Here is a 24,640-nt window from a genome sequence, read left to right on the forward strand (position 1 = left end):
GGGAGGTTATAACAAGGGCGGCTTTCCCCTTTGCTATCAAGATAATAACCACTAAAATCAACCACCCCAAATTTGGGGGCGTTAAGTTCTTCAAGCATTTTCTTGATATCACGCATAACATGGTCATGTCTTTTACTACACAATTCTGCAATTTCACGACTAGACATGGTTGGAACAGTTGTGTTTTGAAAATTGTTTTCAGGTATTGTAATAAAGTTTCGCATCCTCACCCCCTTAATTAAGAAAAACATAAGTTTTGGTATAATATTCTGCCATAGTTTCTACGGCGCTCTGCTTTAGCGATTTTCCTTGCTGCGTGAATTTTGAAGTGATGATTATTGGTTTTATCTGTCTCTATTTCAGATTTTGGACAAATCTTCTGTCTGTTCCATTCTTGTTTTGTAAAAACAAAATCCACGCCTTCTTTTAGATCAAGCTTTTCAACACAATCATTAAACCAAGTGGAAAAATCTTGTTTCAAATGTAAGTACCTATGCATTACATGGGCATTGACCATTTGGACGTAACCGATTTTGTTGTCTACCTCGTTTTCAGGTATGAGATATCCTTCACTATGAATATGAGTATCATGTGTGGTCATAAGTTTACTCTAATCAATTATTGATGGGAAAAGGGGAGGCGCTTTTAAAAGCGCCCTTTAGAATTTTTAAAGCACATCACAAGGACGCAAACGGTGTTGTTGTTCGTAAGTACCGTAAATCTCATCATTATATTTTTCGTCTGCGATTTCGTCTAAAAGTCTATTGTAAACATCACTTTCGCGTACAAAGTCATGAACCTCACTATCCTCATGGAGATGTTCGATATTTTCTTTTACATATGCTTCTGCGATCTCTTCAGAAATGTCTTCACAATTATTCTCAGAAGGATTGATGCGAAAGATTTGGATTGCATCATCTGCCTCATCAATAATTTTTAGAATTTGGCTTGCATCAAGTGGTCCAGACTCTGCAATGTTTTGATCATCATCATAGACAACTAATAAAATTTCATCAGAATTTATAAGAATTGGATTTTCCATAATTTTTCCTCCCTAACGCCTCTTGGCGATTGTTTGTGCGTGGTTTATGGAATAAATTAGTACATTATGCACCAAAGATAGTCAAGTACATAATGTACTATTTTTTTTAAAAAATAAAAAAATGACGAATCATGGCATAATTTAGAGAATCAAAATTTTGCTGTTTACTGATAAAAATCAAGCAAACTTGCTTCAATCTGTTGATGGCAATCTAATCGATAACGTGAACAGAGAATCGTATTGTGTTTACATATCAAGAATAGTGCGCCGTACACGACCTATTATAGAGATAACGCCTTCAAGTTTTGGAGCCTTTATTGTTTTGTCGTATGAAGCGGGCTGAAAAGGAGGATCATCATTAGGTCTGTATCGTTTATATGTCGCTTGTCCAGATTCATCTGCAATTACATAGCAGGCATTAGGCACAAGTTTTTTGTCTCGCATATTTACAAATATTATAGAATCTGGAGGACTAATTTTATTCATAGATGCGCCATCTACACGTAAAGCAATCCATTCACCGGCAGGAAGATTAACAGCCTCTGTCATAGGATAATCTGAAAAATCCATTATTCCATCTTGCTCGCTTAGTTCTCCAGCGCTAATCCATGAAACGAGAGGGATACTTATATTGAGGTTAGGATTTTCTTGAGGAGACTCGCCATACAAAATCCACCCCGGATCTACATTAAATACTTGTCCATAGAGCTCGGCTATTTGGCGCGAAATACCACGATTTCCATTTTCGTGACTAATTAGGGTATTTTGATTAAGTGCTGGTATAGCGCGCGCAGCTTCGCTTGGTGTTCCATATCCAGCATTCTTACGCGCTATTTTAAGTCTGTCTTTAGGCAAATAAGTCATTTGTACATTATCCACTATTTTTTTAATTCATTGTGTACAATTTTATCTTGATTTAAAATTGTACGTAATGTACTATTTGTGTCATGGTTAATGATTTTTATGTCAAAAGTTTGATTGAATCTTGGGGATCTATACGCCAATTTGCAAAAGAAATTGGTTGTAGCTATGAGGCTGCGCGTAAAATGCGTGATCGCAATAGTATTTCTCCAAAATACTGGAATATAATTATTCAGTTGTCTAAAGCCAAGGGTCTATCTTGGGTTACACTAGATTGGTTCCTACATAATTATGGGAGTAAATCCCATAGAGTTGTTCGTCCAATGACAAAACGAAGAAAAGATACGCTTCATCTGGTGGAGAAAATTAGTACAGCAAATGCATCACAAACAGTAATATCTGCTCATATTGCTGCTCCTACAGATAATGATGAACATCAACAGCACCATTCACATTCTTAAACAGGCAAAAATAAAGAGATCAAATTAATAGATTACGCGTCACCATGCGCACGCATAAATACGCAACAGCCTTAAGGGGGGATTATGATCACTAATTTATATTTAATGAAAGAAGGGGATGCGCATGTCTAATGGTATGCCATGGATAAGATTCCATTTGTATGACTGGATAAGTGGTACAGATGGAATGACGTTAGAGCAAAGGGGCGCTTATATGACGCTTCTCGTTCGCATGTACGATAAAAAAGCACCAATTAAAGAAGATTTTGAAACGCTTGCACGTGCTTGCAATTGTTCACAGAAAAAATTTGCAACTCTTGTCAAATACTTAATTAGGAATGATAAACTTGTTGAGACAGATAATGGATTGTGGAATACGCGCGTTGAAGAAGAGCTAAACGATTTTGCTGATAAAAAAGAGCACATATCGCAAGTTCGTAGTGAGGCTGGTAAAAAAGGTGCACAAGCAAAAAACAATATAAAACAACATATTAATAATTTTGCTGAAGCAAATGATAAGCAAAACGTTTTTTTTGCTGAAGCAAACGCTAAGCAAAATCAAGCTATAAAGAACCAGAATAAGAATATATATAAAAAAAATAAAACTAACGTTTTATTAAAAAAAGAAACTGAATTTGAAGATTTAGAAACAATCGATTTGGTTGACGAGCCAACAGAGGTTGCTGCTGTTGAGACCACATCAGAGCAAATCGAAACCTCATCAGACAACCAACCTCCCATTCACGAGCAAGAGAACGTTTCCCAAAAAGCAAAACGAGCGCAAGCTAATCGCGGTTGTCGATTGCCAGATGATTTTGAACCCGATTACGATTTTGCCATTGCAGAAGGCTTGCCTCTAGAGCGCGTGAAAGTCGAAATTGCAAAGTTTCGAGATTTTTGGAAAGCCTGTGCAGGAAAGAATGCTATCAAACGTGATTGGCAAGCAGCATGGAGAAACTGGGTGCGAAAGGCTATCGAAGGTTTAGAAAAAACAAAAAACACGAACAACAATGGTGGAAACAATGGAAATTACACTCAAAAGCAAAAAAGCATTGGGGAACGTATCGCAGACAGTCTCCTTGATATCGGAAATCGAGGGTACTTTGAAGCACATTCATGCGATGATACCCCTGAGAGGTCCATTTATTTTGAAGGAAGGTAGCCAATTAACGAAACAGCAGGAATCGATTGCTTTAGAGGCTGGTGATCAATTGCAAGAGCTCTTCGCAGTGAAAGCAGGTAAAGAGGATATAGCAAAAGCTATTCGCATGCTGTCGTGTGGTTTGAAAATAGCACAACAATCAGACCATGAGGGAATGGCGTTGACCTATGGAATGGTTTTGGAAAATGTCTCTGCATGGTCACTGATGACAGTGGTCAAACGGATTTTATGTGATGAAATAAATTGTTTATCCGATACGTTTTTTCCGAGCACGCGTGAACTTGTCAGGTTGTGTCGTGATTTGGAAAACGATCTTTTGAGAAAAGCCAATTTTGTACGCAATGCTGTTTTGAGATTCCGTGAAAAGGAGTTGAAAGAACAAGCAGCGAAAGAGTATTCAACGCCTATAACGCTTGTTCACAAGCAAGAGCTTGAAGAGACTTTAAATGGCATTGGTGGGATAATGAAACGCTTTGGTCCACAGCAAAGTAGTGAAAAGTGCTGATCATTTTACGATTAGGCATGTGTTTAAATCGACAAAAAGGTACCATACAAAGCGATTTAAAGATTTTACGATGAAAACCATGTCTATAATATAAAACGCTCTGTACGGTCAAATTTTAGGTAAATAGACCAATTGGTAAAATTATGGACTAAAAACATGAGAATATTAAAAGACCTGTTCTTAAAAAAACGTAAACAACCCATGCAAAAAGAGTTTGTTGCGACAGCTGTTGGTTATGTTCCTTGGGGAGACGGAGCAGAGGAGTATTTTTACAACCTCTACGAATATGAAGATGGCACAAGAGAGTGTGAAAAGTTTGATGGCGGACAGTATTATACCACACCAGAAAATGCAGATTTTAGTACCAAAGCGCAAGTGAAAGCTTGGGTTTATGGGGGTGGTATTCCGAAAAGCGTTCTCAATTACGAACCTCTTATAGACGAGATCAATAAAGAGATCAAAAAATTATCGAAAACCGCAGGAAATAAATATGTTTACAGATAAGCAGCTAAGAGCCTTGTTTGGCATTATAACTTTTATATTTTTATGTTTTTTAGGAATTAAAAAAAATCCCTACTTTATTCAAAGTATTTTGATATTTGCATCTTTTGGTTTGATAATAATAACAAATATTTTTGTACTTTTATGCAATTCTCATATTCCTTCTGAATTGCAGAACAATCCAAAATATAAATGCGGAAATACAACAGGTTGGAAGACATTAACACGTGATTTACAACAATATATGCACCGACTTTTAAAGCTAATAAGTGTAGCGCTTGTCGTTTTAATTTTCCCAAGTAGTTATAAAGAAACGGTCTCTTTACCTATTATTTCTAAGTACGTGGAGTACAAGCTTTCTTTTTCATTGGATACTATACTTTGGTACTCAGATATTGCTCTTTGGTATTCCTTTTTAGTTTGTGTATTGTTTCTTATGTTACATACACGCAGTTTAATAAATATATCTATTTACACACTACAGTGCTCAGTTAAAAAGCCATAGTAAAATTTCCGATTTTATAAAACTGTTCAGATTAAACGGCGTTGTCTCTTCTCAACGTTCATAGATGAAATCAACAAGGAGATAAAAAACTATCGAAAGCAGTTTAATACTCTTTGTAGCAGGAAAGAGGTCAACGCATTGAACGAAGCATGGCATCACGTAAAATTGCGTTAATTCGTGTTTGATATCCTTTCCCTTGACTTTTAAGCCACGCTAGAACGTCTGAATCCACACGTACTGTTGTGACAGTTTTGGTTGGTTTATAGAATGGGTTGCGAACGGCGTTTTTCCAGAATGCATCATTGAGTGACGGAATATCACTATGATCAATTGCACTGTCCGGCATTGCAGCTAGGTTATCAACTTCAACTCTCTGTTTATCTGTCAAAGGTGATAAGTTACCTACATCAATTTCATAAAGAACTTTCTTCTTCATAACGTTTCCTTTCTTTCGAGTTGGCTCGCCGCGCTGAAATAATACGGATTACTTCTATACCATCTTTATCATCATGGACAGTATGCGCTACGAGCAGCAGTAAAAAACCATCCACAAGACCCAAAGTTTGCCAACGATATTCTCCGTTTTCAATACGGTCTTGTTTAACCATGGCGAACGGATCTGCAAAAACACGAGCAGCAATTTCAAAACTGACACGGTGCTTTCTAAGATTACTTCTTGCTTTAGTTTCATCCCATTCAAATCTTATTTTCATGTCTTATGTTAATACATTTATGTATGTATTTCAAGAGTTTTAAATGAACACTGAACTATTTATGTTTTTTGCATATTAAATATAATTTTATATGTTAAAAAACAATAATATCCTTTTGAAATAATTGAAAAAATATGCAAATCATGATAGGATTTTGTATGTATTAAAATACAAATTTAAGGTAAGAAAAAACATGCTAAATAAAGTGATGTTAATCGGGCGTTTAGGTGCTGATCCCGAAAGCAAAACAATGAATTCTGGAGCTGAGGTAGTCAATTTTAGTATAGCAACTTCTGAAAGCTATACGGATAAAAATACTCATCAAAAAGTAGAGAAAACAGAATGGCACTCCGTTGTGATTTTTAATCCACATTTAGCAAAAATTGCACTTCAGTATCTAAACAAAGGTTCAAAAGTTTACGTAGAAGGCAAATTACAAACACGCAAATGGCAAGATAAAAATGGGCATGACCGCTACACAACAGAGATTATTTTACCGCAATTCAAAGGCGAGTTAAAGCTCTTAGACGGAAAAAATAATGATAATCAAGAGCCATTATCTTCTTATGACAGAAGTTTCCAGCAACCTCTTGATACGCCTCATACTGTTATAAATGATGAGGTTCCTTTTTGATGTTAATGAGTCAATCCAATTCTTTGCAAATAATTATACAGAATAATATGCTTATGCAACAAGCGTTGTTAGAGAATAAAGGTAATGATGTACCTGCTACTGGTTTTGAAATAGCAATAATCATTGTATTTATGTTGACATTGGTTGTATTCGTTTGGGGGCTGGCTAATGATAAAATAAAGATAAGTGTACTAACTATAATTATAGGTCTCTCTTTATCCACGTGGTTATTTATTTTGGATAAAGAAACATGTTTAGCATCAGATAAAATTGGGCAAGATATTAGACAGACATTTGGGGGTATAAGTGAAAAAAAATAAAAAGAAAGATGCTTACATTTCACAAGTGAAAGTACGTCAAGATCCTGTTAATCAATTGGCAATTGAAATGCGTGCTAAACGCTTTGGTTTGACTATTGAAGAGGCTAAAAATCCGCTTGCTGGTACTTATGTTGGGCGGCTTTGTTTGCAAGGTGTGCTTACTCAAGACCAGTATGATGCTGCGCAAAAATATCTTGAAGTGAAAAATGACTATTTGTGTGCAAAAGGTTTACCAAGCGCTGTTTATGATGAAATACCATCATCTTCTGATGACAAAGCAAGAGAAAAATGGGTTGAATTTGCAACAGGACAGTTTTCTAATATGCAAGAGGCGATAAAAGAAACACAACATCTCTATAGACAGTATAATCTTTATGCAGCAATGCAATATCTTGTTGTAGAAGACCAAACATTACCACATCTTGTGAATTCATTGCGGGTCGCTCTTAACGCGCTTCATAAATATTTTGATCTTTAATCAAAGATTAAAAGGAATAATATCATACAACTAACTGCGGCGGTTGTTAATAAAAAGAAATAAGCAGGAATTTTCAATTTAATACGCCCAATCAAGGATTAAAAGGAGTAATACCGCGCAACTAATTAGAACAGTTGTTAATAAAAAGAAATAAGCAGGAATTTTCAATTTAAAGCGCCAAAGTAAGTTAATGATGATGGACATTATACTAATAAATATGAATATTCCTGTTATAATGATGAATATAATGATGAAATCATCAAATATTATGCGCCTCTGAGGTTTTTCATAATCAGAAACAGTGGAAAACGAAATGTTATATTGGTTAATTCCACTATCTGATAAAATCTTTTTTGGGTGCTGTGCTACTACGTATTCCTTTTGCACAACTTTAATTTTTTCATCTAAATTTTCATCAGTATTAGAAGACTGATAATGAGTAGAAATCTGTTCACTTTTGGCATAATTAGAAAGAAAAAGCACACTGATCATTACGATTAATAAGTAACTTATTTTTTTTGCTGATAAATAATTCATTATTTCTTTTATGGTTGGAGTTTAAGTATATATTAAAGATTAGGGAAAACGCTTAATAAATATTTTGATCGTTAGACAATTTTCCAAATAAATTTGATCAACGCTACCAGCGCTATAAGACAAATTAATATCAATGCTATAATCGCTACGATTCCTACAATTTCATCTAAATTTTCTATTATAGTAATAAAAATACCAATAAAAATTAACACTCCTAAAAATGCTATTCCTATTACAGGATAAAATACAAAAGCTGCTGCCATAGCTGTATAGCATCCTGTTTGGAATTGGAGGGACAAGAGCTCATAAAATGTGCTGTCAATATTTTCATCTTTTAAACTTAGCTTTTCTTCTCTTGCACATGCACTTAGTATCAAAAAATACGATACAAATGCTACAAATATTGGTACAATTAATTTATCTTGTTGTTGGTTGTCTAATCCGAAGGGATTAAAAGCAAGTATCATAAGACTAATTATAGTAAAGAACGGTAAAAACAAAATTAGTGTAAATGTCTTTTTAATTCTGCATAAATCTGCTTTTTTGAGAAATAACATTAATGCCCCCCGCTTTTTGCTAATCAATAACTTTGTGCTTCCATATAATTGATTCGTTTAGAAGATACAAATTTGAGTGGTTGGTTGTTAAAGACACTAGATTTAGGTGAAAAAAAATAAAAAATATACAATATAGTGATTTTTTTGTTGACAGGATATGAAAAATAGTGTTTTATGGCGTTGCTGTACTAGTCGAATTGCGTCTAGAATTACGGTAAAGGTATAACCTTTCTTATAAGTTTATATGATTGTTCAGAGCCCTGCTTTTGCGGGGTTTTTTTATTGTCTTGTTTACAAAAAGAAACACACATGAAAACCACTGAAAAACTTGCAAAAAGAACGCCCCCAAAGGCAGGTCAAGGGCGGGTAAAAGGCGTGCCAAATAAAACGACACGTATTTTGAAAGAAGCAGTGCTTAAGGCAGCAGAGCGCGCTGGTAAGAAATATGGTGATGATGGTTTGATCTCTTATCTCGAAAAACAGGCAATCAAATGCCCCGCTGCTTATTTGGCATTGTTGGGGAAGATTTTGCCTCTTCAAGTGACAGGGGAAGATGGGGGAGCCATTAAGATGATAACGCGTGTAGAAATCGCGCCTTTGGTCAATGACAACACGACAGATTAATATTGTTCCAAAGCTTATACCGATTTTTACAGGTAAGGCTTTGGTGCGAGCGGCTTGGGGAGGAAGAGGGTCTGGGAAAACAAGATCATTTGCCTTGATGGCTGCTTTAAAAGGCTATCAATTTGGTAGGGAAGGAATATCAGGCACTATACTTTGTGCACGTCAGTTTCAGAATTCTTTGGCAGAAAGTTCATTGGAGGAGATTAAACGCGCCATTGAAGCGCATGACTTTTTAAAGGACTATTACAAGGTTGGGGAGTCTTCGATTAAGTCGATAGATGGTCGTATAGCCTTTCAGTTTTCTGGTCTTGACCGCAATATTGCAAGTATCAAATCTATGGGGCGAATTTTGCTTTGTTGGGTTGATGAAGCAGAGCCTGTTACAGAGACGGCTTGGCAAACGCTTATACCGACTTTGCGAGAAGAGGGAGAGGGGTGGAGAGCAGAGTTATGGGTGACATGGAACCCATTGCGAGAGAATGCCCCCGTTGAGAAGCGGTTTCGCTTTTCAGACAATGAGGCAATCAAGCGTGTGGAGATCAATTGGTCAGACAATCCGAAGTTTCCCAAGATCTTGAATGAAGCACGACTTGATGATCTGAGAAACCGTCCAGAGACCTATAAGCATATCTGGGAAGGGGATTATCTGAAAGCGGTTCAAGGCGCTTATTATCAAAAGGAAATGTTGGCAGCCGAGCAAGAGGGGCGAATAGGGCGTGTTGCTCGTGACCCCTTGATGCAGGTACGCGCCTTTTGGGATATTGGGGGCACGGGTGCTAAGGCAGATGCCACAGCGATATGGATAGCGCAATTTGTTGGTAGAGAGATCAGAGTGCTTAATTATTATGAAGCACAGGGACAGCCGTTATCAGAGCATATAGGCTGGTTGCGTCAAAATGGCTATGAGAAAGCATTGATGGTTTTGCCCCATGATGGTGCGACCAGAGACCGTGTGCACAATGTGAGTTTTGAGAGTGCTTTAAATGATGCGGGCTTTGAAACGCAAGTGATCCCTAATCAAGGGGCAGGGGCGGTTAAGATGCGTATAGAGGCGGTGCGGCGTATTTTGCCTTCTGTTTGGTTCAATGAAGAGATGACGGTAGCAGGGCGCAAAGCACTGAATTGGTATCACGAGAAATGGGATGAGAAGCGCGGCATTGGTTTGGGTGCAGAGCATGATTGGTCGAGCCATGGGGCGGATGCCTTTGGTTTAATGTGCATTGTCTATGAAGCACCCAGTGTCAAACCCAAGCAAGAGCGTTATCGCACTATGGAAAGAGAAGCGGCATCATGGATGGCATTCTAGATCAAGACTTTCAAAAAACGACAATCCTCGATGAATATGAAATCTATAAGCGTTTAAAGTCTTGGTACGCAGAAGATATTGAACATGTTAATGAATGGCGTGAACAGGCGCGTGAAGATTTTGATTTTTATAATGGTCGTCAATGGGCAGAGGAAGATCTTGCGGTTTTAAAAGAGCAACGCCGTCCTGTCATGACTTTTAACCGCATTGCACCCCTTGTGAATGCTATTGTTGGGGCGGAGCGTAATAATAAGCGCGAAGTACAGTTTCAACCACGGCAAATGGGAGCAGCAATACCCAATGAATTGCTTACTGGAGCAGCAGAATGGTTTCGTGATGAGGCAGAGGCGGAATATGCCGATTCCGATGCTTTTCAGGATATGGTTATTTGCGGTATGGGCTGGACAGATACGCGGCTTGATTATGATACAGATCCCGAAGGGATACCCGCTGTTCAACGTTTAGATCCCTTAAAAATGGTTTGGGATGCCAATGCTGTAAGACCAAATCTCATTGACGCACAGCGTATGTGGTATGTTGATCGCAAATCCGTTGAGGATGCGAAAAGTCTTTTTCCTGATGTTGCTGTTGAAGATCTTAACGCCGATTGGGCTATCGATAGTACAACCGCTTCTGAGGATTCTCATGTGTCGCTTGATGCGTATCATGATGACTCCAAAGTGTCTTCTCTCTCAGAGCCGTGTTCTGGGAAACGCTATGTTACGCTGGTTGAATGCCGTTGGTTTGAATATGAGACCACTTACAAGGCGCCCGATATTCAAACCGGTCAGATGCGCAACTATAGCAAACAGGAGTTTGAACAGCTTCAAAGGGTAATGCCACAACTACAAGGGGTGTGTTTTAATAAAAAAGTGGTGAGACGCGCTTTTCTGGGACGACGCCTTTTAAGCCAGCCCGATAAGCCATTAGCACCTGATGAGCAGCTAGGTTGGGAATGTATCACGGGCACGCTGGATAAGCTTAAAAACCAGTTTTACGGGATTGTTCGCCCCGCAAAAGACCCACAAAAATGGTCGAATAAATATTTTAGCCAAGTGATGTATATCCTTAATAGCCAGTCTAAGGGCGGCTTGATGGCAGAACGAGGCGCTTTCGATGATGATCGCCAAGCGTTAGAAAGCTGGGCGCGAACGGATACGATTACTTGGGTTAAAAATGGCGCGCTTACAGGAGGGAAAATTCAACCAAAGCCAAGTGCACAATTTCCCAATGGATTTTTCCAGCTGTTTAATGAATCGCGTGAAGCGATAACACATGTAACAGGGTTATCGGCTGAGTTTATCGGAACACGGGAGGTCAACCAAGCCAATGTGCTGGAAAATACACGTCGGCAATCAACGCTTAATTTGCTTGCGGGGCTGTTTGATAATCTCAAGCTTTATCGGTGTAGGCAGGGAAAGATTATCCTTTATCTCATTCAGAATTATCTCTCTGATGGGCGTCTGGTACGTATTTCTGGACAAGAGAATGCCCAATATGTGCCGTTGACGCGTGAAGCTGTTACGACGCTTGAGTATGACATTATTGTTGATGATTCACCGACAAGCCCCAATGAAAAAGAGAAAACTTTTGCGGCAATTACGCAGATGTTGCCGTTGCTTGGTGGTTTCTTAACACCGGAGATGATTCCGGATCTTTTAAAGCTTTCCCCACTACCGGCAACATTGGTAGCAAATTTAACGGCAAAAGCACAGCAGGCACAACAAGAACAACAGCAACAGCAAATGATGCAACAAAGCCAAGGGGCGCAATTAACTCCAGAGCAACAAGCAAAGATTACTGTTTTACAGCAGGAAGCACAAGCAAAGAATACACTCTATCAACTTGATGCACAACAGAAACAAGCAGCATTGCAGCAGAAAAATATCGAACTTTTCTTGAAACAAGAACAAGCACGCATGCAGCTTGAACTTCAACAGGCAAAAAATGAGATAGCGCAGCGTGATTTAGAACGCAAAGCTTTACAGGCACAGTTGGAACACTATCGAGTTTTAACAAAAAATATAATAGCACATTGAAGGGACAGAATATGGAAGAAGAGTTTACGCCTGAAGAACAAGCAATCTATGATGAACATTTTGCCAGTGATAATGCCGTTGAGTTGGTCGAGCCTGAACAAGTTGAAGAAGTTTTGGATGCAGAGGAAAGTTCTGAACAGCCAGCTGTAGAACCACTTCAAGAGCAGCCAAATTCTGATGTAATAGAATCTGATAAACTAGAGCAGGAGCGGCAAGCACGCCAAAAGGCAGAACAAAGCGCCATTGAAGCGCGTGAATTGGCTATTGAACTTGCGCAAAAATATGCCGCAATGCAGGAAGAAATCGCGCGCCGCCGTGAGGAAAATATTCCCTCCCTAGAAGATGATCCAAAAGCACATTTTGCATGGCTTAGTCATAAGGTACAAGAACAACAGAAATTGCTTGATGAGTTTTCTCATATGAGAGAGAGCCAAGAGCGCATGAGTCAAGAGGAATATGAACGCCAAAAGTTGGGGGATTATTTCGAGGAAGCCAAAGCGCAAGTACAAGATAAATATCCAGATTTAGACAGTATCACGGACTATCTCTATGAAAGAGCAGACAGTGTCTTACAAGCGCAAGCAAGCCTTTATCCGCAATGGAAAGACCCAGAGGCACGGCAACAGCAAATTGGTGCTGAATTGCGCCAAATATGCCAGCAGTGTCAGAAAGCCGGTATAAATCCAATTGAGGTGCTGGTGCAAAAAGCAAAAGCTTTTGGCTATAGTGGAGCGCCAGTTAAGGACGAAGTGGGAGCCCTTCAAGAGCGCTCTCAAGCAGCGCGGACGCTTACAGCGCGCGGCGGACAAGTTCCAACCGGCGGTATGGATGTGAGAACGCTCTTTTCCATGCCAGAAGCCGAATTTGCTGTATGGGTTGAGAAAAATCCCGAAAAATTTGAACAAATTATGAGCAGAGCGTGAGATGTGCGTGGTGACGCGACAGAGAGAACCAAGTGATTGTTATCGTTTGGGGGAGCCGCAAGGCGAGTTTTAAAAACCAAGAAAGGCATTGATTGAAATGGCAGTAACACAGGTAAATCTTAATGACCCATTAGCCGTTGGCGTTTGGGCTAAGATGCTAAACACAGAAACTTCAAAAGCGTTGCCCATTGCACCGCTGATGGGAAAAGGCAAAAACAGCATTATTCAAGTATTGGATATGCTAGGAAAATCCGCTGGTGACTCTGTGACGAGCGGATTAAGAGTCCAACTTATGGGGGATGGCGTTAGCGAGGGACAAACGCTGGAAGGCAATGAAGAAGCACTCCAATTTATGAATGAAACGGTGCGTATTAACGAGCTTTCTCATGCTGTACGCGTAAAATATGAAGGCACCATTGATCAACAACGTGTTTTATTTAATTTACGAACAGAAGCAAAGGATGGGCTTGTTGATTGGTATGCAGATCGCTTAAGTTTGATGTTCTTCATTCAGGCAGCAGGTTATACAGCACCATGGATTCACTTCGAAGGACGCACCATAACCCTTAAACCCGTACATTATGGTTTTAATGCTCCATTAGAACCAAGCAAACTGCGTATTATTCGTGCCAATAAGAAAAAGACTGATGAAGAACTTACAAAAGACGATGTTTTTACATTAGATCTTATAGATCGGGCTGTTGAACGCGCTAAACTTGCTAATCCACGTTTGCGCCCTGTTCGTGTTGATGGAAAATCGGCATATGTGATGTATCTCCACCCAACACAGGTGACCCAATTGCGTACCAATACAAAGAGCGGGCAATGGTTAGACATTACCAAGGCAGCTTATGATGGCTCTGGAGCTAAGAACCCAATTTTTGAGGGCTCTCTGGGGATGTATAATGGAGTTATCTTACGTGAAGCTGAACATGTCCCCAATGGTATCAATTCAAAGACACAAGAGCCTGTAACATCTGTTCGTCGTGCTGTGTTGCTTGGTGCGCAAAGTGTTATCATGGCTTATGGGCGCGTTGGCAATGGAGCAACAGGAGGCGATGGGAAAGGGGGAACACGCTATAAACTTGTTGAAGAACTGTTTGATTATCAACGTGAATTTGGGGTTGCAGCTAAAACCATTATCGGCATGAAAAAATCACGCTACACCTTGCCTCATTCTGATCAAGGGGGACAGGATTTTGGTACCATTGTCATCCCTTCTTTTGCTGAAGCAAGCTAATTATTAAAGGATGACAATTATGGCAGAAAAATCGCTAATTACACAGGAACCTGTTGAAACCGTTGAGACTGTTGAAACCGTTGGCATGATAGATGAGGGATTGCCACCTGTTTTGCAAGGACGCAACAACTCTACGCAGCAGGTTAGTTATTTACGGGCGCGTATTAAATGTACAGACCAAGGGTTGATAACGAAAATTGGCGTTCTACCCCGAGGGGCTTTTATCAAAAGCATTACAGTTTATCCCATGGAGGATTTTGAAGATGTAAAAGCTACATTTGGAAAAGAGCCTCATGGTAATGATTATGGAGGTGTATGGCTTCGGCAATCTACCGATGGCAGTCTGTACATACCCATGGAGGAACGAGATGTTCCATTAGAGGCTGAAAATACGATTTACATGATACGAGACAAGCAAAGCACCAAAGGTGATGCTGAGGTGATTGTTGAGTTTTACACCAATCGTTAAAGCTAAGGGGGCGTTTATTGTTTGCGTCCCCCTCCCATACAAGATGCCCCAAGACATTTGGAAGAGGGTGATATGACAATAATAGTACAGACAGGTGGTCCGATTGGAGACAAACAGACCATTGCTCCTTGGGATAAAAATTTTATCCAGATGTTAAACGATATTCAGGATGAAATAGATGATCAAACAGATGAGTATGTTGATCAAGTGCAAAGGGCGATATTTTCGGCTATTCGCTTTTGTGAACGATTGCCTTTTTATTTCAATGAAAGCCGCGAAGTTGTTTTTACCACTCTAAAGGGCAAAAGCCGTTATGGCGCAGAGAAAAATCCAGTTATTCCGGCTGCTGTTCGCATTGTTGATGCTTACGTTTATGAAAATCACAGCAAAGCAAAGCTTTTGCAGGTAGATCCGCTTGTTATTGAGAATCTTGAGGATGATTGTAGCCATGGCATGCCTACACGCTATGCCTATTTTGAACAAAAGTTTGTCTTGTATCCAACACCAGACCGAGTTTATTCCATAAGGCTTATTCTTGATCCTGTGAGAATAAAAGACATTGAGAGCGCACAAGAAGCGTCCATATGGTTTTGTGAAGCCTATGAATTGATAAAAACCCGCGCAAAATATGAAATTTATACCAATATTATTAAAGAACCACAGATGGCAGCGGCAGCTTTTGCCATGTTCCAAGAGCAACTCGATGCGCTTCAAATTGAAACATCACGGCGCAAGAATTTGTTAAAAATTCAACACACGGATTTCTGATGACCTTTATTCCTATTGCTGAGTATAGACCAGATGTTGCATTTATTAATAGTGGTTATTCCAGTGAAATCGTGAACGTTTTACCTGCACCAAATTCGTATATTCCGTTTCCCATTGTGGCGCCGGTCTCAGATCCTTTTCCGGATGTGATTTTGGGGGTCTATGCGGTGCGCTCATTGGGTGGTGTGCGCATCATTGTGGGTGCCCCAACAAAGCTTTATGAATATGACAACAGCACGCGCGGCTGGAAAGACATTAGCAAACCTCACACACAATATCACGCCAATGAGACTGCACTTTGGTCTTTTGCCTCTTTTGGTGATCATATCATTGCTGTTAATAACAATGACCCACCACAAATGCTTTCGTTAAAAACGGATGAAAGGTTTTGTGATTTGAGCGGTAATCCCCCGCGTGCTGGACTTGTGCGTGTGTGGGGTGATTTTGTTTGCTTGATGCAACTAACAGATAAGCCAAACCGTGTTCAGTGGTCAGGTCTCAATGATGCAACACATTGGACGGTTGGGGAGAAAAGTTGCGATTATCAAGATTTTCCCGATGGAGAATATGTTCAAGGATCTACGGAATCAACAAATCCACTTATTTTCATGCGCTCCGCCATTTATCACGCAACCTTTGTACCAGGCTCTAAAATTATCTTCAGTTTTGCAAAAATAAAAGACAAAATAGGGGCGAAAAGCAGCACAGCAATTGCAAGCCGTGGAGACTGTACTTTCTTTGCATCTGATGATGGTTTTTATCAAATCAACAGTGCTGGTGAAATGCTTCCTATTGGCTTTGGAAAAGTCGATAAAACTATCTTCACACTTTACAATAACTTTGCCATTGATGAGATGAGGGCATGTATTGATCCGGTCTATTCTCGTGTTTATTTTTCTATCAATGATAACACTGAAGGGATGCATATTTATGTTTATGATTGGCTCTTACAAATATGGAGTGTCATTAAGGGGCAAAACCTTTTCTTATTTCCCCTTTTTGCAGCCGGTTATACATTAGAAGGCTTAGACGAAGTACAAGAGAGCTTGAAAGATTTACCAGCTTCTCTTGATAGTAAAATGTGGCAAAATGGTGCGCCTGTTTTAGGAGCCTTTACGCCAGACAACACATTTGGTTTTTTTGCAGGTCCTCCGATGGAAGCAGTTATTGCTTCACAAATTGTGGGGGATACGGGCAGGCAAATCAACCTGATGAGTGAGGCTTTTGTTCAAGCGGATACAACAAAAGGTTTTTTAAGTGTTGGGGCGGCATTTATCATTGATAACAAGAACCAATTAAATTGGGCTAAAGAGCGTTATGCCGGCTATAATATTGGGATGTATAATATCCGCTCACGGGCGCGTTATCACGCCTTGCGTCTGAGAATACCAGAAGGCACCCCATGGACACATATAACAGGCTTTGATGTAACGCTCAAACCCGCGGGCATAAGATGAGTTTTAAGATCTATAATACAGAAAAATGGAGCGCTGAACAAATGGCGCCCTATTTTGAGAATGTCATAAAATCGATAGCTTACTTTAATCAAAAATTCCCTGATGATTATAATACAGAGACCATTTTAAACGATATTTTGAAGGGAGAAAAAGTTCTTTGGATTATCGTTGATGCGCATGAAAACTTTATGGCGCATGTCACAACACAGTTACAGGAACTCGTCACTGGAGCATTAAGGGCGGTTATTGTCACGCTTGGTGGAAAGGGAGGAGCGCCCTTAACAAAGCTTATCACTCAGATTGAAGCCTATTACAAGAAAAAAGGGGCAAAAGAGCTTGTCATCATAGGCAGGCGAGGGTGGGAAAAATCTCTTAAATCGCATGGATATTTCGTTAATCTTTTAGAATATAGAAAGCAGCTTTAATATGGGAAAAAGTTCTAAACCAATCCAGAATACCCAAAACACGACGCAAACAAATGAACCCCCTGCATGGGCAAAAGGTATTTTTGAACACGCCGCTAAGGATGCCATGACTTTTTATAACCAAGGCAGCGGAAAAGCCGTTTATGACGGGCAGCGTGTTGCGGGGTTAAGTGATCAAACAAAGAATGCGATTAATGGGCTTAGCAATAATACGCATAACTATGATAACAATTATTTAAATGGATTAGCCACAGGGCAAAATTCAACAAGCCAAAACTTAAAGAACATGGCTTCAGGGCAACAAATAGGCAATAACCCTTACTTTGATGAAGCGCTTCAAAACACATTAAATAAGGCAACAAGCTCTATTAATAGTTCATTGGCAGGTGCTGGGCGTTATGGTTCTGGGGCGCATACTGGGGTTTTGGCTGATGAATTAGGGGGCATAGCAACACAAGCTCTATCACAGCAATATAACCAAGATGTCAACAATATGATGAATGCCAATGGTCTCATTGACCAAGCAAACCAAAATCAGTTGGCGGGCGCCAATAACTTCTTTCAAGGTCAAGGTCAGGCAAATCTTAATGCGTTGACGGGAGGAAGTGTGCTTGATGCCAATCATCAACGGCAATTAGATGAAGAGCGGCAAAAATGGGAGCAGCAGAACAATCTTGATTGGGACCAGTTAAGTAAGTTGCTTGCAGCTGGTGGGGCTGTTGCTGGAAATTATGGAACGCAAACAGGACAAAGGACGACATTGACTCCACAGCCAAAACCTAATCCGTGGGAGATTGTTGGAAATGTTGGAACTATCCTTGGTACTTTTGCTGGGCTTAGCGACATCAGAGCGAAAGAAAATATCGTGCAAGTTGGGCAGCGAGATGGACACAAACTCTATGAGTATAATTACAAGGGCTATCCAGAGCGCTATCGCGGTGTAATGGCGCAAGATGTTTTGAAGTCAAAACCTGAAGCTGTTTTCTTGCATAAGGCGACAGGCTTTTTGCATGTGGATTATGGCAAGCTTGGCTTTGAGATGGAAAGGGTGCAGTGATGGAACAAGAAAACACAAATTCTCTTTTAAAGTTGTTTGATCCAAAATTTTTGCGTCCCTTGATGTATCAGGTCATGCCTCAATTGCCAAAGCATTTGTTCGAACAGCTTTCTACGCCTCCAAGCACGCCGTTGGAAGGGCGATACAAGCCAAGTTTTTTAGAACGTGCTGCTTTTAGCACAAACCCTTTTGATGCGAGCAATGGGGATAATACTCCACAAAAATTGAGTCCTACAGAGCTTATTCGCGGTGCTCAAACAGGAGGAGGAGAAGTTGGGAAAAAAACGCCAGCAGAATTGATTATGTCTACGGATGATTTAAAGGGCCAAATGCCCCCATTGCCGGATGTTTCAAAGGATACTGTTAAGATACAAGAGGCGCCAGAGCAACAAAAGCATGACTTCTCAGAGCAGGGAGGTGTTGCATCAATGATTCCTCAATCTCCACTTGTTGCGAACATTGATCAGTCTAGTGGGGATGAAGCTGGGCGACAGCAGAAAAATGTGATGGATTATATTGCTCAACTTAATGAGAAATCTATAGCGGAAAACTCTTTGAAAAACGATTCTGGAAATGATGAGGAAAAGCTTTTTGATGCACCCATAGGAGAAGAAAAACATTTGAATGCACACGTACCAGAAGAGGAGTATTTAAAAGCAAGTGGTGATCTTGAACAAAAAACAGATTATATCAAGTCACTTGATAACTTTGTTCAGACAGGAGCAAATCCAAGTAGCTTATGGGAGCGTTTTAGAAAATCAGAATTTTCCGAGCATTTAATGGATTTTTTTGCAGGGCTTGCGTTAGGAAAGACACCACAAGAAAGTTTTTCAAATGCATCTATCCTTATGCGGCAGGGCAACAAGGAACGCGCACAACATAAACAAACTTTGCAATTTTTACGCTCTAAAGGGTATAGCGATGAAGATGCGCAAGCACTCACGCAATATCCAGATCTTGCCATGAAAATCATAGGCAACACGTTAAGCCCTCAAGAAGGCTATAGAACATTGACATCAGAAGAAAAGGCAGAGCAGGGATTGCCTGAGGATATGACTTTCCAAGTCTCAACAAGCACAGGGAAAATTATACCTGTCCAAGGAGGACAGCGTTCCACTACTTCTGGATTAGGGGGGAATACCGATGGCATGCTGTCAAAGCCTGAATCAGGTTATATGTATGTTAAGGATGAAAATGCACTTGGTGGCATACGTGCGGTGCCAATTGCAGGCAGTGGTTCAGAACATAAATTAATTCAAGAACAGAAGGAGGAGGAGCGTAAAAACCAACAAATGCAAATGCGAATTCTGGAAACAGCAGACAGGTCAAATCGTATACTCTCAGCATCTAAAGAATTGCTAAAAACTATTGAGGAACACCCGCATGTTGTTGGTTTCACTGGTCCTATAATGTCGTTCCTTCCTAATTCTAAGGCAAAAGATTTTGGGCATATGCTCGATTCATTGAAGGCAAGTATCGGGCTTGATGCCTTGAGAAAAGCAAAAGCATTTTCACCAAATGGCGCATCTGGCTTTGGGAATTTGTCTAATATGGAATTGCAAGCATTGCAAAACTCTGTAGCGGCGTTGTATCAAGATCTTTCTGCAGAGCAAATGAAGAAATCTTTAAAAACAGTTATTGACACTTTCAATAAATCCAATGCAGCAACGCGCGCAATTCTTTTTGGTGGTGCAGAAGCAACAAACGAGCTCGTTCGAGCCGCCTATGGGCAAGATGCTTATAAGGGAAATCATGCACAGTCAAATGATCCACTAGAAAAACAGATAGAAGCATTGCCGGAAGGCATGTTGTTCGTTGATAGAGATGGACGCATTAAGGAGAAACAAACCAATGGCTGAAGTAATCCCCCCTCTTATTAATCGTAAAAACACAAGAGTCATTGGGCATATAAGTGACTATACACCAGAACAGCTTCAAGAGCTTTTCGCGAAGAATAAGGAAAGGCTAAGTGGTTCTGTTACAGGAAATAATGGTGCAACAGAGGAAGATGGTCCACATCCAAGTGCAGCGGGTGCTTTTGGATGGGGTGCTCTTCATGGGTTAACCATGGGGTATGATGATGAAATAGCTGGAGTATTCGCTTCGGGACCTCTGGGACCTATTAATTATTGGATGGGAGATGAAGAAGCAGTTAAAAAATATAATGAAGTGACAAAGCGATGGCGTGACTATCAAAGAGCGGCGAACCGAGATCAGTTTTATGCATCTATTGCGGGGAATTTAGCGGGTGCTGCAATTCCTTTTCTAATACCAGGTCTTGGCGCTCCTGCGGCTGCTCGTGCGGCAATTGGGGCTGATGTTGTGCTGGGAGGTAGAGCTGGTGTTGCAGGAGCACAAATAACCAGTAAAGCTTTAGCAGCAGGAGAAAGGGCGGTGCAATCTGCTTTAGCAGAGGGTGCGGAACGGGCAGCGGCAAAAGCTGCAGGTGAAGCAGCAATGAAAGCAGTAGCAAGTAAAGAGGCGGCAAAATTTAGCTTGGGGCGTGCAGCAAAAGCTGGAGCCATTTATGGTGGAATAGCAGGCAGTGGTGAGGGGGAAGGGCTTGCAGATACTCTAGTGTCTGCTGGGTTTGGTGCAGGGTTAGGCGTTGCAACACCATTTGTGGCACATTCTGCTTTAAAGGTTACACCTTTTGTTACAAAACCATTCAAAGTAGCGGCTTCTGGTGTTAAGAACACACCTGCTGTTGTCAAAAAAACAGTTGGAAAATTGTTTGGTAAAACTGAACCAATAACACAAGGTGTAGAAAAAGAGGCATTTCAGATAAGCGATAGAGCGCTTAGGGATGTAAGCCAAACTTTAGGGGATGAAGGTGTTGATAAGCTTGAAAGGGCATTAAAACAGCGTGGTCCTGATTCAATGATTATTGATCTTCACGATGAGCTTGCTAAAAGAGCTTTTAAGGCAGCAAAAAAAGACCATGATACATATTCGCTCATAAATAATCGTTTGGGAGCTAGACAAGATGCGAGTGCATTGCGGGTAAAGGATGCGTTGACAGATGTGATGGGTCCAAAAGTAGATACGCTTAATTTAAAGCAAGAGATTATCAAACAAGCACAGAAAAAAGCTGAACCATTTTATGAGAGGGCGAAAGCTGCTCCCATTTCTAATGCTGTCAGTAAAGATTTATCGCGGTTGCAAGAAACTCCTGCCTTCCAAAAAGCCTATAAAAAAGCAATTGCGCGAATGCCAAATGAAGCGGATGCAACAGTTATAGGGAGCAATGGATATCCAAAGCTGAATATGCGAATTTTACATAAGATGAAAGAGGTTTTGGATGATCAAATTAATTCTGCGCGCATCAAAGGAAAACAAGGATATGCGCGAGATTTGACTCTGTTCAAACAACGCATTCTGGACGTTTTGGATACGTCCTCTCCAGATTATGCTAAAGCACGGAAAATTTATTATGACGAGCGTACTATCGGTGATGCTTTAGAGCAGGGAAAACAAGCACTGAAGAAGAGCGTTAATCTCGATACAATCAACAGTCAACTTTCAGATTTGGGGTTAATGGAAAAAGAGGCGTTTCAAAAAGGTATACGGTCGCAAGTAGAGGATGCCGCAGGCAATGCAAGAGATTTTCAACACAATCTTTTGAGTTTGTTTGACACGCAGAATGGTCAAGAAAAATTGCAGCGTATTTTTGGTGAGGATAAAGCAAAACAGCTTATGAAAATGTTGCGACCAGAAGTGGAAAGAACAAAGCTTTTTGCACGCTTGCCAAACCATATGGGTGAAGTGGAAGAGAGGGGGGCACAACAGACTATGGGTATAGGAAAGATTGCTTTCATCAAGGCAGTTGTAAAAAATTTCTTAGGGAAATGGGGACGCAAATTCTCAAGCGTCCATAAAGATACTGAGAGAGATATTGCAGCGCTTATAACAGCGCGGGAAAAAGGAGATTTTGGATTAGCAAGAGAAAAAGCCGTTGAATTAATTAAGAAGTTTCATGAAGCAGAAAAGAAACGCTTAATAACACGAGAAAATTATACGAAATTCATTAATTTTGTTGGCATTATTTTGAATAGCAGCGTTGATAGAACGGTTATAAACTAATGATCAATTTTCATCCTAATGTGAAGCGTGCTATCTCACAGGCAGCACAAAAATATGGTTTGCCAGAAAGCTTTCTTGAACGTGTTGCTATGATAGAAAGTAACGGTAATCCAAATGCAAGAAATAAGAACAGCAGTGCAGGGGGGCTGTATCAATTTTTAGATTCAACAGCAAAACACTATCAACTGAATGACAAGTTTGATCCCTTTCAAGCAACCGATGCTATGGCACGGTTAACGAAGGATAATACGCGTTATTTAGCTACAGCATTAGGCAGAGAACCATCAGAGGCAGAGCTTTACCTCGCACACCAACAAGGACCAGCAGGGGCAGTAAAGCTTATCAAAAATCCACATATTCCAGCAAGTCAGCTTTTAGGTCGACAGGCAGTCACACTCAACGGTGGCAACATGGAAGCTACAGCAGGGGATTTTATGAATCATATTTATGGGCTTTACAATAAAACGGGAGATGCTTTGAAGAGAACGATACAGCAAAACCAAAGCAATGGACAAGCAGCACCAAACGAGGTGGGTCCTTTGCGTGGGGTTGAGAGGCTTCAAAAGACACTTCAAGGTAATCAAGTGGGTCAAGGTGATCAAGGGGGCAACCAATTGATGGCATATGACACGCCATTCCCAAACAGAATGATGGCACCTGAAAGCAGAGACAATTTAACAGGACGGGTTATGGAAAACACACCATTGCAAGCACAAGGTATTGATGCAGGTGCTCTTAAAAAGGGCTTTTCCGGCTTGCTTCATTTAATGAGAGAGAATGGAGAAAGACAAAAACAGCAGGCACAGATGGTACAACAACAAATGTTGCAGCAACCAGTCATGGCGGGTTTCTCACAATCGACTGGGCGCCCGACAGATTTAACAGCTCTCATTGATCCCTCTAGGCGGCAATCTGTTGGTTCCTATGGGCGGCAAAAAGAAGAGCAATTGCGCGAAGAGCTATTAAGAAGAACGGGGGCTTATCATGTCTGATATTTATGACTGGTCACTCACAGCTGATCAAAATGCCAATTCCGATAGTATCATTAATTGGGCAGAAGGGCAGCCGCCTAGTTCTGTCAATGATAGTGCGCGGGTTATGATGCAGCGTATACGTGAATATCTTGCCGATAATGGTGGTTCTCTTGACTCAAAGTTTATTGTGAATGGAAAGGAACAAACAACATCAATTACGTTGACGACGGTGTCGCCAATAGCGAAATATAAAAACGATATCATTATCCGCTTTAAGGCGCGTGGTATAAATATTGGTACGACAACAATAAACATGAATAATATAGGAGCAAAGCCACTCTATAAAGCCACCAGCACGGGGATAGTACCATTGACAGGTGGTGAGTTACAAATGGGTGGTATTTATGAAATAGTCTATAATGATGGCATATCAACAAAAGGTCTTGATGGCTGGTATCTTTTAAACCCTACCCCCATTCCACCACCGAAGGTCGAAACCTTTCCTTCAGGGTTTATTGCGACCTTTGCTATGCAAGAAGTCCCAAACCGCTGGCTTTTATGTGATGGCGCTACTTATGAACGCAAGGATTATCCGCAATTATTCAAGGCGATAGGGGATAAATGGGGAAAAAACAGCGATACAACCTTTAAAGTTCCAGACTTTAGAGGAATGTTTTTGCGCGGCTTTGACAATGGTCGCGGTTTAGACAGAAGTAGAAAATTTGCTGATATACAGCAAGATTGCCTTAAATCGCACACACATGCTTGTAGTGTTGAATCGGCGGGGCAGCACGCACACAATTTTCAGTATGCTGGAGTTGGATGGAGCGCCAATGATATTGGCAGAAGGAACCCCAATTATCACTATCAAACCCTTACAGGGATAACAGAACCTTCTGGAATGCACACGCACAAGATAACACTTTCTTCAACGGGCGAGGCAGAAACGCGCCCTGTTAATGCTACGGTTGTTTATGCCATAAAATCATAAGGTTTTCA

At 40.5% G+C, this 24,640-nt stretch carries 30 protein-coding genes; 22 read left to right on the forward strand and 8 right to left on the reverse strand.

Annotated elements, in window-relative coordinates; translation table 11 throughout:
- The 4 genes from ACFIKR_RS02580 to ACFIKR_RS02595 form a co-directional block, all read right to left on the reverse strand.
- Positions 1 to 224 (reverse strand): Rha family transcriptional regulator (locus ACFIKR_RS02580; protein WP_375658708.1); only part of this gene is annotated, 224 nt, incomplete at its 3' end.
- Between the two features lie 14 nt (positions 225 to 238).
- The gene (locus tag ACFIKR_RS02585) at positions 239 to 601 is read right to left on the reverse strand and encodes an antA/AntB antirepressor family protein (protein WP_375658709.1); all 363 of its coding nucleotides are present in this window, start codon (positions 599 to 601) and stop codon (positions 239 to 241) included.
- Between the two features lie 66 nt (positions 602 to 667).
- Positions 668 to 1,042, reverse strand: a complete 375-nt coding sequence (locus ACFIKR_RS02590; protein ID WP_375658710.1) for a hypothetical protein — start codon at positions 1,040 to 1,042, stop codon at positions 668 to 670.
- A 246-nt stretch (positions 1,043 to 1,288) separates the two neighbouring features.
- Entirely contained in the window at positions 1,289 to 1,906 is a 618-nt protein-coding gene (locus ACFIKR_RS02595; RefSeq protein ID WP_375658711.1) for a S24 family peptidase, read from the reverse strand.
- A gap of 83 nt (positions 1,907 to 1,989) precedes the next feature.
- On the opposite strand from ACFIKR_RS02595, the gene ACFIKR_RS02600 reads away from it, so the two are divergent.
- The 5 genes from ACFIKR_RS02600 (at position 1,990) to ACFIKR_RS02620 (ending at position 5,037) form a co-directional block, all read left to right on the forward strand.
- A complete protein-coding gene (locus tag ACFIKR_RS02600; RefSeq protein WP_375658712.1) occupies positions 1,990 to 2,364 on the forward strand; it encodes a hypothetical protein in 375 nt (124 codons plus the stop codon).
- 124 nt (positions 2,365 to 2,488) lie between these two features.
- Positions 2,489 to 3,526 (forward strand): YdaU family protein, encoded by a 1,038-nt coding sequence (locus ACFIKR_RS02605; RefSeq protein WP_375658713.1) that lies wholly within the window; start codon positions 2,489 to 2,491, stop codon positions 3,524 to 3,526.
- A complete protein-coding gene (locus ACFIKR_RS02610; protein ID WP_375656022.1) occupies positions 3,513 to 4,031 on the forward strand; it encodes a hypothetical protein in 519 nt (172 codons plus the stop codon). The genes ACFIKR_RS02605 and ACFIKR_RS02610 overlap by 14 nt, the downstream gene beginning before the upstream one ends.
- 156 nt (positions 4,032 to 4,187) lie before the next feature.
- Positions 4,188 to 4,535, forward strand: coding sequence for a hypothetical protein (locus ACFIKR_RS02615; protein WP_375658714.1), 348 nt, complete (start codon positions 4,188 to 4,190; stop codon positions 4,533 to 4,535).
- Entirely contained in the window at positions 4,522 to 5,037 is a 516-nt protein-coding gene (locus tag ACFIKR_RS02620; protein WP_375658715.1) for a hypothetical protein, read from the forward strand. The genes ACFIKR_RS02615 and ACFIKR_RS02620 overlap by 14 nt, the downstream gene beginning before the upstream one ends.
- 130 nt (positions 5,038 to 5,167) lie before the next feature.
- Here ACFIKR_RS02620 and ACFIKR_RS02625 read toward each other — a convergent pair whose 3' ends face one another.
- Both ACFIKR_RS02625 and ACFIKR_RS02630 read right to left on the reverse strand, forming a co-directional pair.
- Positions 5,168 to 5,473 carry a BrnA antitoxin family protein gene (locus ACFIKR_RS02625; RefSeq protein WP_375658716.1) on the reverse strand — a complete coding sequence of 102 codons (306 nt, stop codon included), beginning with the start codon at positions 5,471 to 5,473 and terminating at the stop codon, positions 5,168 to 5,170.
- Entirely contained in the window at positions 5,451 to 5,750 is a 300-nt protein-coding gene (locus tag ACFIKR_RS02630; RefSeq protein WP_004854240.1) for a BrnT family toxin, read from the reverse strand. Before ACFIKR_RS02630 ends, ACFIKR_RS02625 begins: the two co-directional genes overlap by 23 nt.
- Before the next feature lie 193 nt (positions 5,751 to 5,943).
- On the opposite strand from ACFIKR_RS02630, the gene ssb reads away from it, so the two are divergent.
- The 3 genes from ssb to ACFIKR_RS02645 are packed head-to-tail and all read left to right on the forward strand — an operon-like array spanning position 5,944 to position 7,182.
- Entirely contained in the window at positions 5,944 to 6,384 is a 441-nt protein-coding gene (ssb, locus tag ACFIKR_RS02635) for a single-stranded DNA-binding protein (protein WP_375658717.1), read from the forward strand.
- The gene (locus ACFIKR_RS02640; RefSeq protein ID WP_208437591.1) at positions 6,384 to 6,704 is read left to right on the forward strand and encodes a hypothetical protein; all 321 of its coding nucleotides are present in this window, start codon (positions 6,384 to 6,386) and stop codon (positions 6,702 to 6,704) included. The genes ssb and ACFIKR_RS02640 overlap by 1 nt, the downstream gene beginning before the upstream one ends.
- Positions 6,691 to 7,182, forward strand: a complete 492-nt coding sequence (locus ACFIKR_RS02645; RefSeq protein ID WP_375658718.1) for a hypothetical protein — start codon at positions 6,691 to 6,693, stop codon at positions 7,180 to 7,182. The genes ACFIKR_RS02640 and ACFIKR_RS02645 overlap by 14 nt, the downstream gene beginning before the upstream one ends.
- A gap of 78 nt (positions 7,183 to 7,260) precedes the next feature.
- On the opposite strand, the gene ACFIKR_RS02650 is transcribed toward ACFIKR_RS02645, so the two are convergent.
- Both ACFIKR_RS02650 and ACFIKR_RS02655 read right to left on the reverse strand, forming a co-directional pair.
- Positions 7,261 to 7,719, reverse strand: coding sequence for a hypothetical protein (locus tag ACFIKR_RS02650; protein ID WP_375658719.1), 459 nt, complete (start codon positions 7,717 to 7,719; stop codon positions 7,261 to 7,263).
- A gap of 71 nt (positions 7,720 to 7,790) precedes the next feature.
- A complete protein-coding gene (locus ACFIKR_RS02655; protein ID WP_375658720.1) occupies positions 7,791 to 8,303 on the reverse strand; it encodes a hypothetical protein in 513 nt (170 codons plus the stop codon).
- A 282-nt stretch (positions 8,304 to 8,585) separates the two neighbouring features.
- On the opposite strand from ACFIKR_RS02655, the gene ACFIKR_RS02660 reads away from it, so the two are divergent.
- The 14 genes from ACFIKR_RS02660 to ACFIKR_RS02725 all read left to right on the forward strand — a co-directional run bounded on the left by ACFIKR_RS02660 (position 8,586) and on the right by ACFIKR_RS02725 (position 24,632).
- Entirely contained in the window at positions 8,586 to 8,900 is a 315-nt protein-coding gene (locus tag ACFIKR_RS02660; protein WP_015856329.1) for a hypothetical protein, read from the forward strand.
- Positions 8,881 to 10,206 (forward strand): PBSX family phage terminase large subunit, encoded by a 1,326-nt coding sequence (locus ACFIKR_RS02665; RefSeq protein ID WP_375658721.1) that lies wholly within the window; start codon positions 8,881 to 8,883, stop codon positions 10,204 to 10,206. Before ACFIKR_RS02660 ends, ACFIKR_RS02665 begins: the two co-directional genes overlap by 20 nt.
- On the forward strand, positions 10,191 to 12,245 hold the full coding sequence (locus ACFIKR_RS02670; protein ID WP_375658722.1) for a portal protein: 2,055 nt from the start codon (positions 10,191 to 10,193) through the stop codon (positions 12,243 to 12,245). The genes ACFIKR_RS02665 and ACFIKR_RS02670 overlap by 16 nt, the downstream gene beginning before the upstream one ends.
- Positions 12,246 to 12,256: 11 nt before the next feature.
- Positions 12,257 to 13,168 (forward strand): hypothetical protein, encoded by a 912-nt coding sequence (locus ACFIKR_RS02675; protein WP_375658723.1) that lies wholly within the window; start codon positions 12,257 to 12,259, stop codon positions 13,166 to 13,168.
- Positions 13,169 to 13,265: 97 nt separating this feature from the next.
- Positions 13,266 to 14,408: a N4-gp56 family major capsid protein gene (locus ACFIKR_RS02680; RefSeq protein ID WP_375619310.1), complete on the forward strand. Its 1,143-nt coding sequence runs from the start codon at positions 13,266 to 13,268 to the stop codon at positions 14,406 to 14,408.
- Between the two features lie 19 nt (positions 14,409 to 14,427).
- The gene (locus tag ACFIKR_RS02685) at positions 14,428 to 14,877 is read left to right on the forward strand and encodes a hypothetical protein (RefSeq protein ID WP_375658724.1); all 450 of its coding nucleotides are present in this window, start codon (positions 14,428 to 14,430) and stop codon (positions 14,875 to 14,877) included.
- A 72-nt stretch (positions 14,878 to 14,949) separates the two neighbouring features.
- Entirely contained in the window at positions 14,950 to 15,645 is a 696-nt protein-coding gene (locus ACFIKR_RS02690; RefSeq protein WP_375658725.1) for a hypothetical protein, read from the forward strand.
- Positions 15,645 to 17,102 (forward strand): hypothetical protein, encoded by a 1,458-nt coding sequence (locus ACFIKR_RS02695; protein WP_375658726.1) that lies wholly within the window; start codon positions 15,645 to 15,647, stop codon positions 17,100 to 17,102. The genes ACFIKR_RS02690 and ACFIKR_RS02695 overlap by 1 nt, the downstream gene beginning before the upstream one ends.
- A gap of 41 nt (positions 17,103 to 17,143) precedes the next feature.
- Positions 17,144 to 17,527, forward strand: coding sequence for a hypothetical protein (locus tag ACFIKR_RS02700; RefSeq protein ID WP_041581411.1), 384 nt, complete (start codon positions 17,144 to 17,146; stop codon positions 17,525 to 17,527).
- A gap of 1 nt (position 17,528) precedes the next feature.
- Positions 17,529 to 18,584, forward strand: a complete 1,056-nt coding sequence (locus ACFIKR_RS02705; protein WP_375658727.1) for a tail fiber domain-containing protein — start codon at positions 17,529 to 17,531, stop codon at positions 18,582 to 18,584.
- Positions 18,584 to 20,443: a hypothetical protein gene (locus tag ACFIKR_RS02710; protein WP_375658728.1), complete on the forward strand. Its 1,860-nt coding sequence runs from the start codon at positions 18,584 to 18,586 to the stop codon at positions 20,441 to 20,443. The genes ACFIKR_RS02705 and ACFIKR_RS02710 overlap by 1 nt, the downstream gene beginning before the upstream one ends.
- On the forward strand, positions 20,436 to 22,667 hold the full coding sequence (locus tag ACFIKR_RS02715) for a hypothetical protein (protein WP_375658729.1): 2,232 nt from the start codon (positions 20,436 to 20,438) through the stop codon (positions 22,665 to 22,667). Before ACFIKR_RS02710 ends, ACFIKR_RS02715 begins: the two co-directional genes overlap by 8 nt.
- Positions 22,667 to 23,659, forward strand: coding sequence for a transglycosylase SLT domain-containing protein (locus ACFIKR_RS02720; RefSeq protein WP_375658730.1), 993 nt, complete (start codon positions 22,667 to 22,669; stop codon positions 23,657 to 23,659). The genes ACFIKR_RS02715 and ACFIKR_RS02720 overlap by 1 nt, the downstream gene beginning before the upstream one ends.
- The gene (locus ACFIKR_RS02725; protein WP_375658731.1) at positions 23,652 to 24,632 is read left to right on the forward strand and encodes a phage tail protein; all 981 of its coding nucleotides are present in this window, start codon (positions 23,652 to 23,654) and stop codon (positions 24,630 to 24,632) included. The genes ACFIKR_RS02720 and ACFIKR_RS02725 overlap by 8 nt, the downstream gene beginning before the upstream one ends.
- Positions 24,633 to 24,640 lie beyond the last annotated feature (8 nt).

Source organism: Bartonella sp. MR30HLJHH, from assembly GCF_042194195.1.
Taxonomy (GTDB): domain Bacteria; phylum Pseudomonadota; class Alphaproteobacteria; order Rhizobiales; family Rhizobiaceae; genus Bartonella; species Bartonella grahamii.

What these genes read in the sequence shown, in the direction of transcription:
- ACFIKR_RS02705 (WP_375658727.1), top strand. Translation starts at nt 17,529, where the DNA reads ATGGGAAAAAGTTCTAAACCAATCCAGAATACCCAAAACACGACGCAA.
- ACFIKR_RS02675 (WP_375658723.1), top strand. Translation starts at nt 12,257, where the DNA reads ATGGAAGAAGAGTTTACGCCTGAAGAACAAGCAATCTATGATGAACAT.
- ACFIKR_RS02690 (WP_375658725.1), top strand. Translation starts at nt 14,950, where the DNA reads ATGACAATAATAGTACAGACAGGTGGTCCGATTGGAGACAAACAGACC.
- ACFIKR_RS02670 (WP_375658722.1), top strand. Translation starts at nt 10,191, where the DNA reads ATGGATGGCATTCTAGATCAAGACTTTCAAAAAACGACAATCCTCGAT.
- ACFIKR_RS02625 (WP_375658716.1), bottom strand. Translation starts at nt 5,473, where the DNA reads ATGAAGAAGAAAGTTCTTTATGAAATTGATGTAGGTAACTTATCACCT.
- ACFIKR_RS02590 (WP_375658710.1), bottom strand. Translation starts at nt 1,042, where the DNA reads ATGGAAAATCCAATTCTTATAAATTCTGATGAAATTTTATTAGTTGTC.
- ACFIKR_RS02620 (WP_375658715.1), top strand. Translation starts at nt 4,522, where the DNA reads ATGTTTACAGATAAGCAGCTAAGAGCCTTGTTTGGCATTATAACTTTT.
- ACFIKR_RS02660 (WP_015856329.1), top strand. Translation starts at nt 8,586, where the DNA reads ATGAAAACCACTGAAAAACTTGCAAAAAGAACGCCCCCAAAGGCAGGT.
- ACFIKR_RS02720 (WP_375658730.1), top strand. Translation starts at nt 22,667, where the DNA reads ATGATCAATTTTCATCCTAATGTGAAGCGTGCTATCTCACAGGCAGCA.
- ACFIKR_RS02700 (WP_041581411.1), top strand. Translation starts at nt 17,144, where the DNA reads ATGGCGCCCTATTTTGAGAATGTCATAAAATCGATAGCTTACTTTAAT.
- ACFIKR_RS02725 (WP_375658731.1), top strand. Translation starts at nt 23,652, where the DNA reads ATGTCTGATATTTATGACTGGTCACTCACAGCTGATCAAAATGCCAAT.
- ACFIKR_RS02695 (WP_375658726.1), top strand. Translation starts at nt 15,645, where the DNA reads ATGACCTTTATTCCTATTGCTGAGTATAGACCAGATGTTGCATTTATT.
- ACFIKR_RS02630 (WP_004854240.1), bottom strand. Translation starts at nt 5,750, where the DNA reads ATGAAAATAAGATTTGAATGGGATGAAACTAAAGCAAGAAGTAATCTT.
- ACFIKR_RS02665 (WP_375658721.1), top strand. Translation starts at nt 8,881, where the DNA reads ATGACAACACGACAGATTAATATTGTTCCAAAGCTTATACCGATTTTT.
- ACFIKR_RS02685 (WP_375658724.1), top strand. Translation starts at nt 14,428, where the DNA reads ATGGCAGAAAAATCGCTAATTACACAGGAACCTGTTGAAACCGTTGAG.
- ACFIKR_RS02585 (WP_375658709.1), bottom strand. Translation starts at nt 601, where the DNA reads ATGACCACACATGATACTCATATTCATAGTGAAGGATATCTCATACCT.
- ACFIKR_RS02605 (WP_375658713.1), top strand. Translation starts at nt 2,489, where the DNA reads ATGTCTAATGGTATGCCATGGATAAGATTCCATTTGTATGACTGGATA.
- ACFIKR_RS02640 (WP_208437591.1), top strand. Translation starts at nt 6,384, where the DNA reads ATGTTAATGAGTCAATCCAATTCTTTGCAAATAATTATACAGAATAAT.
- ACFIKR_RS02710 (WP_375658728.1), top strand. Translation starts at nt 18,584, where the DNA reads ATGGAACAAGAAAACACAAATTCTCTTTTAAAGTTGTTTGATCCAAAA.
- ACFIKR_RS02680 (WP_375619310.1), top strand. Translation starts at nt 13,266, where the DNA reads ATGGCAGTAACACAGGTAAATCTTAATGACCCATTAGCCGTTGGCGTT.
- ACFIKR_RS02650 (WP_375658719.1), bottom strand. Translation starts at nt 7,719, where the DNA reads ATGAATTATTTATCAGCAAAAAAAATAAGTTACTTATTAATCGTAATG.
- ACFIKR_RS02715 (WP_375658729.1), top strand. Translation starts at nt 20,436, where the DNA reads ATGGCTGAAGTAATCCCCCCTCTTATTAATCGTAAAAACACAAGAGTC.
- ACFIKR_RS02600 (WP_375658712.1), top strand. Translation starts at nt 1,990, where the DNA reads ATGGTTAATGATTTTTATGTCAAAAGTTTGATTGAATCTTGGGGATCT.
- ssb (WP_375658717.1), top strand. Translation starts at nt 5,944, where the DNA reads ATGCTAAATAAAGTGATGTTAATCGGGCGTTTAGGTGCTGATCCCGAA.
- ACFIKR_RS02615 (WP_375658714.1), top strand. Translation starts at nt 4,188, where the DNA reads ATGAGAATATTAAAAGACCTGTTCTTAAAAAAACGTAAACAACCCATG.
- ACFIKR_RS02595 (WP_375658711.1), bottom strand. Translation starts at nt 1,906, where the DNA reads ATGACTTATTTGCCTAAAGACAGACTTAAAATAGCGCGTAAGAATGCT.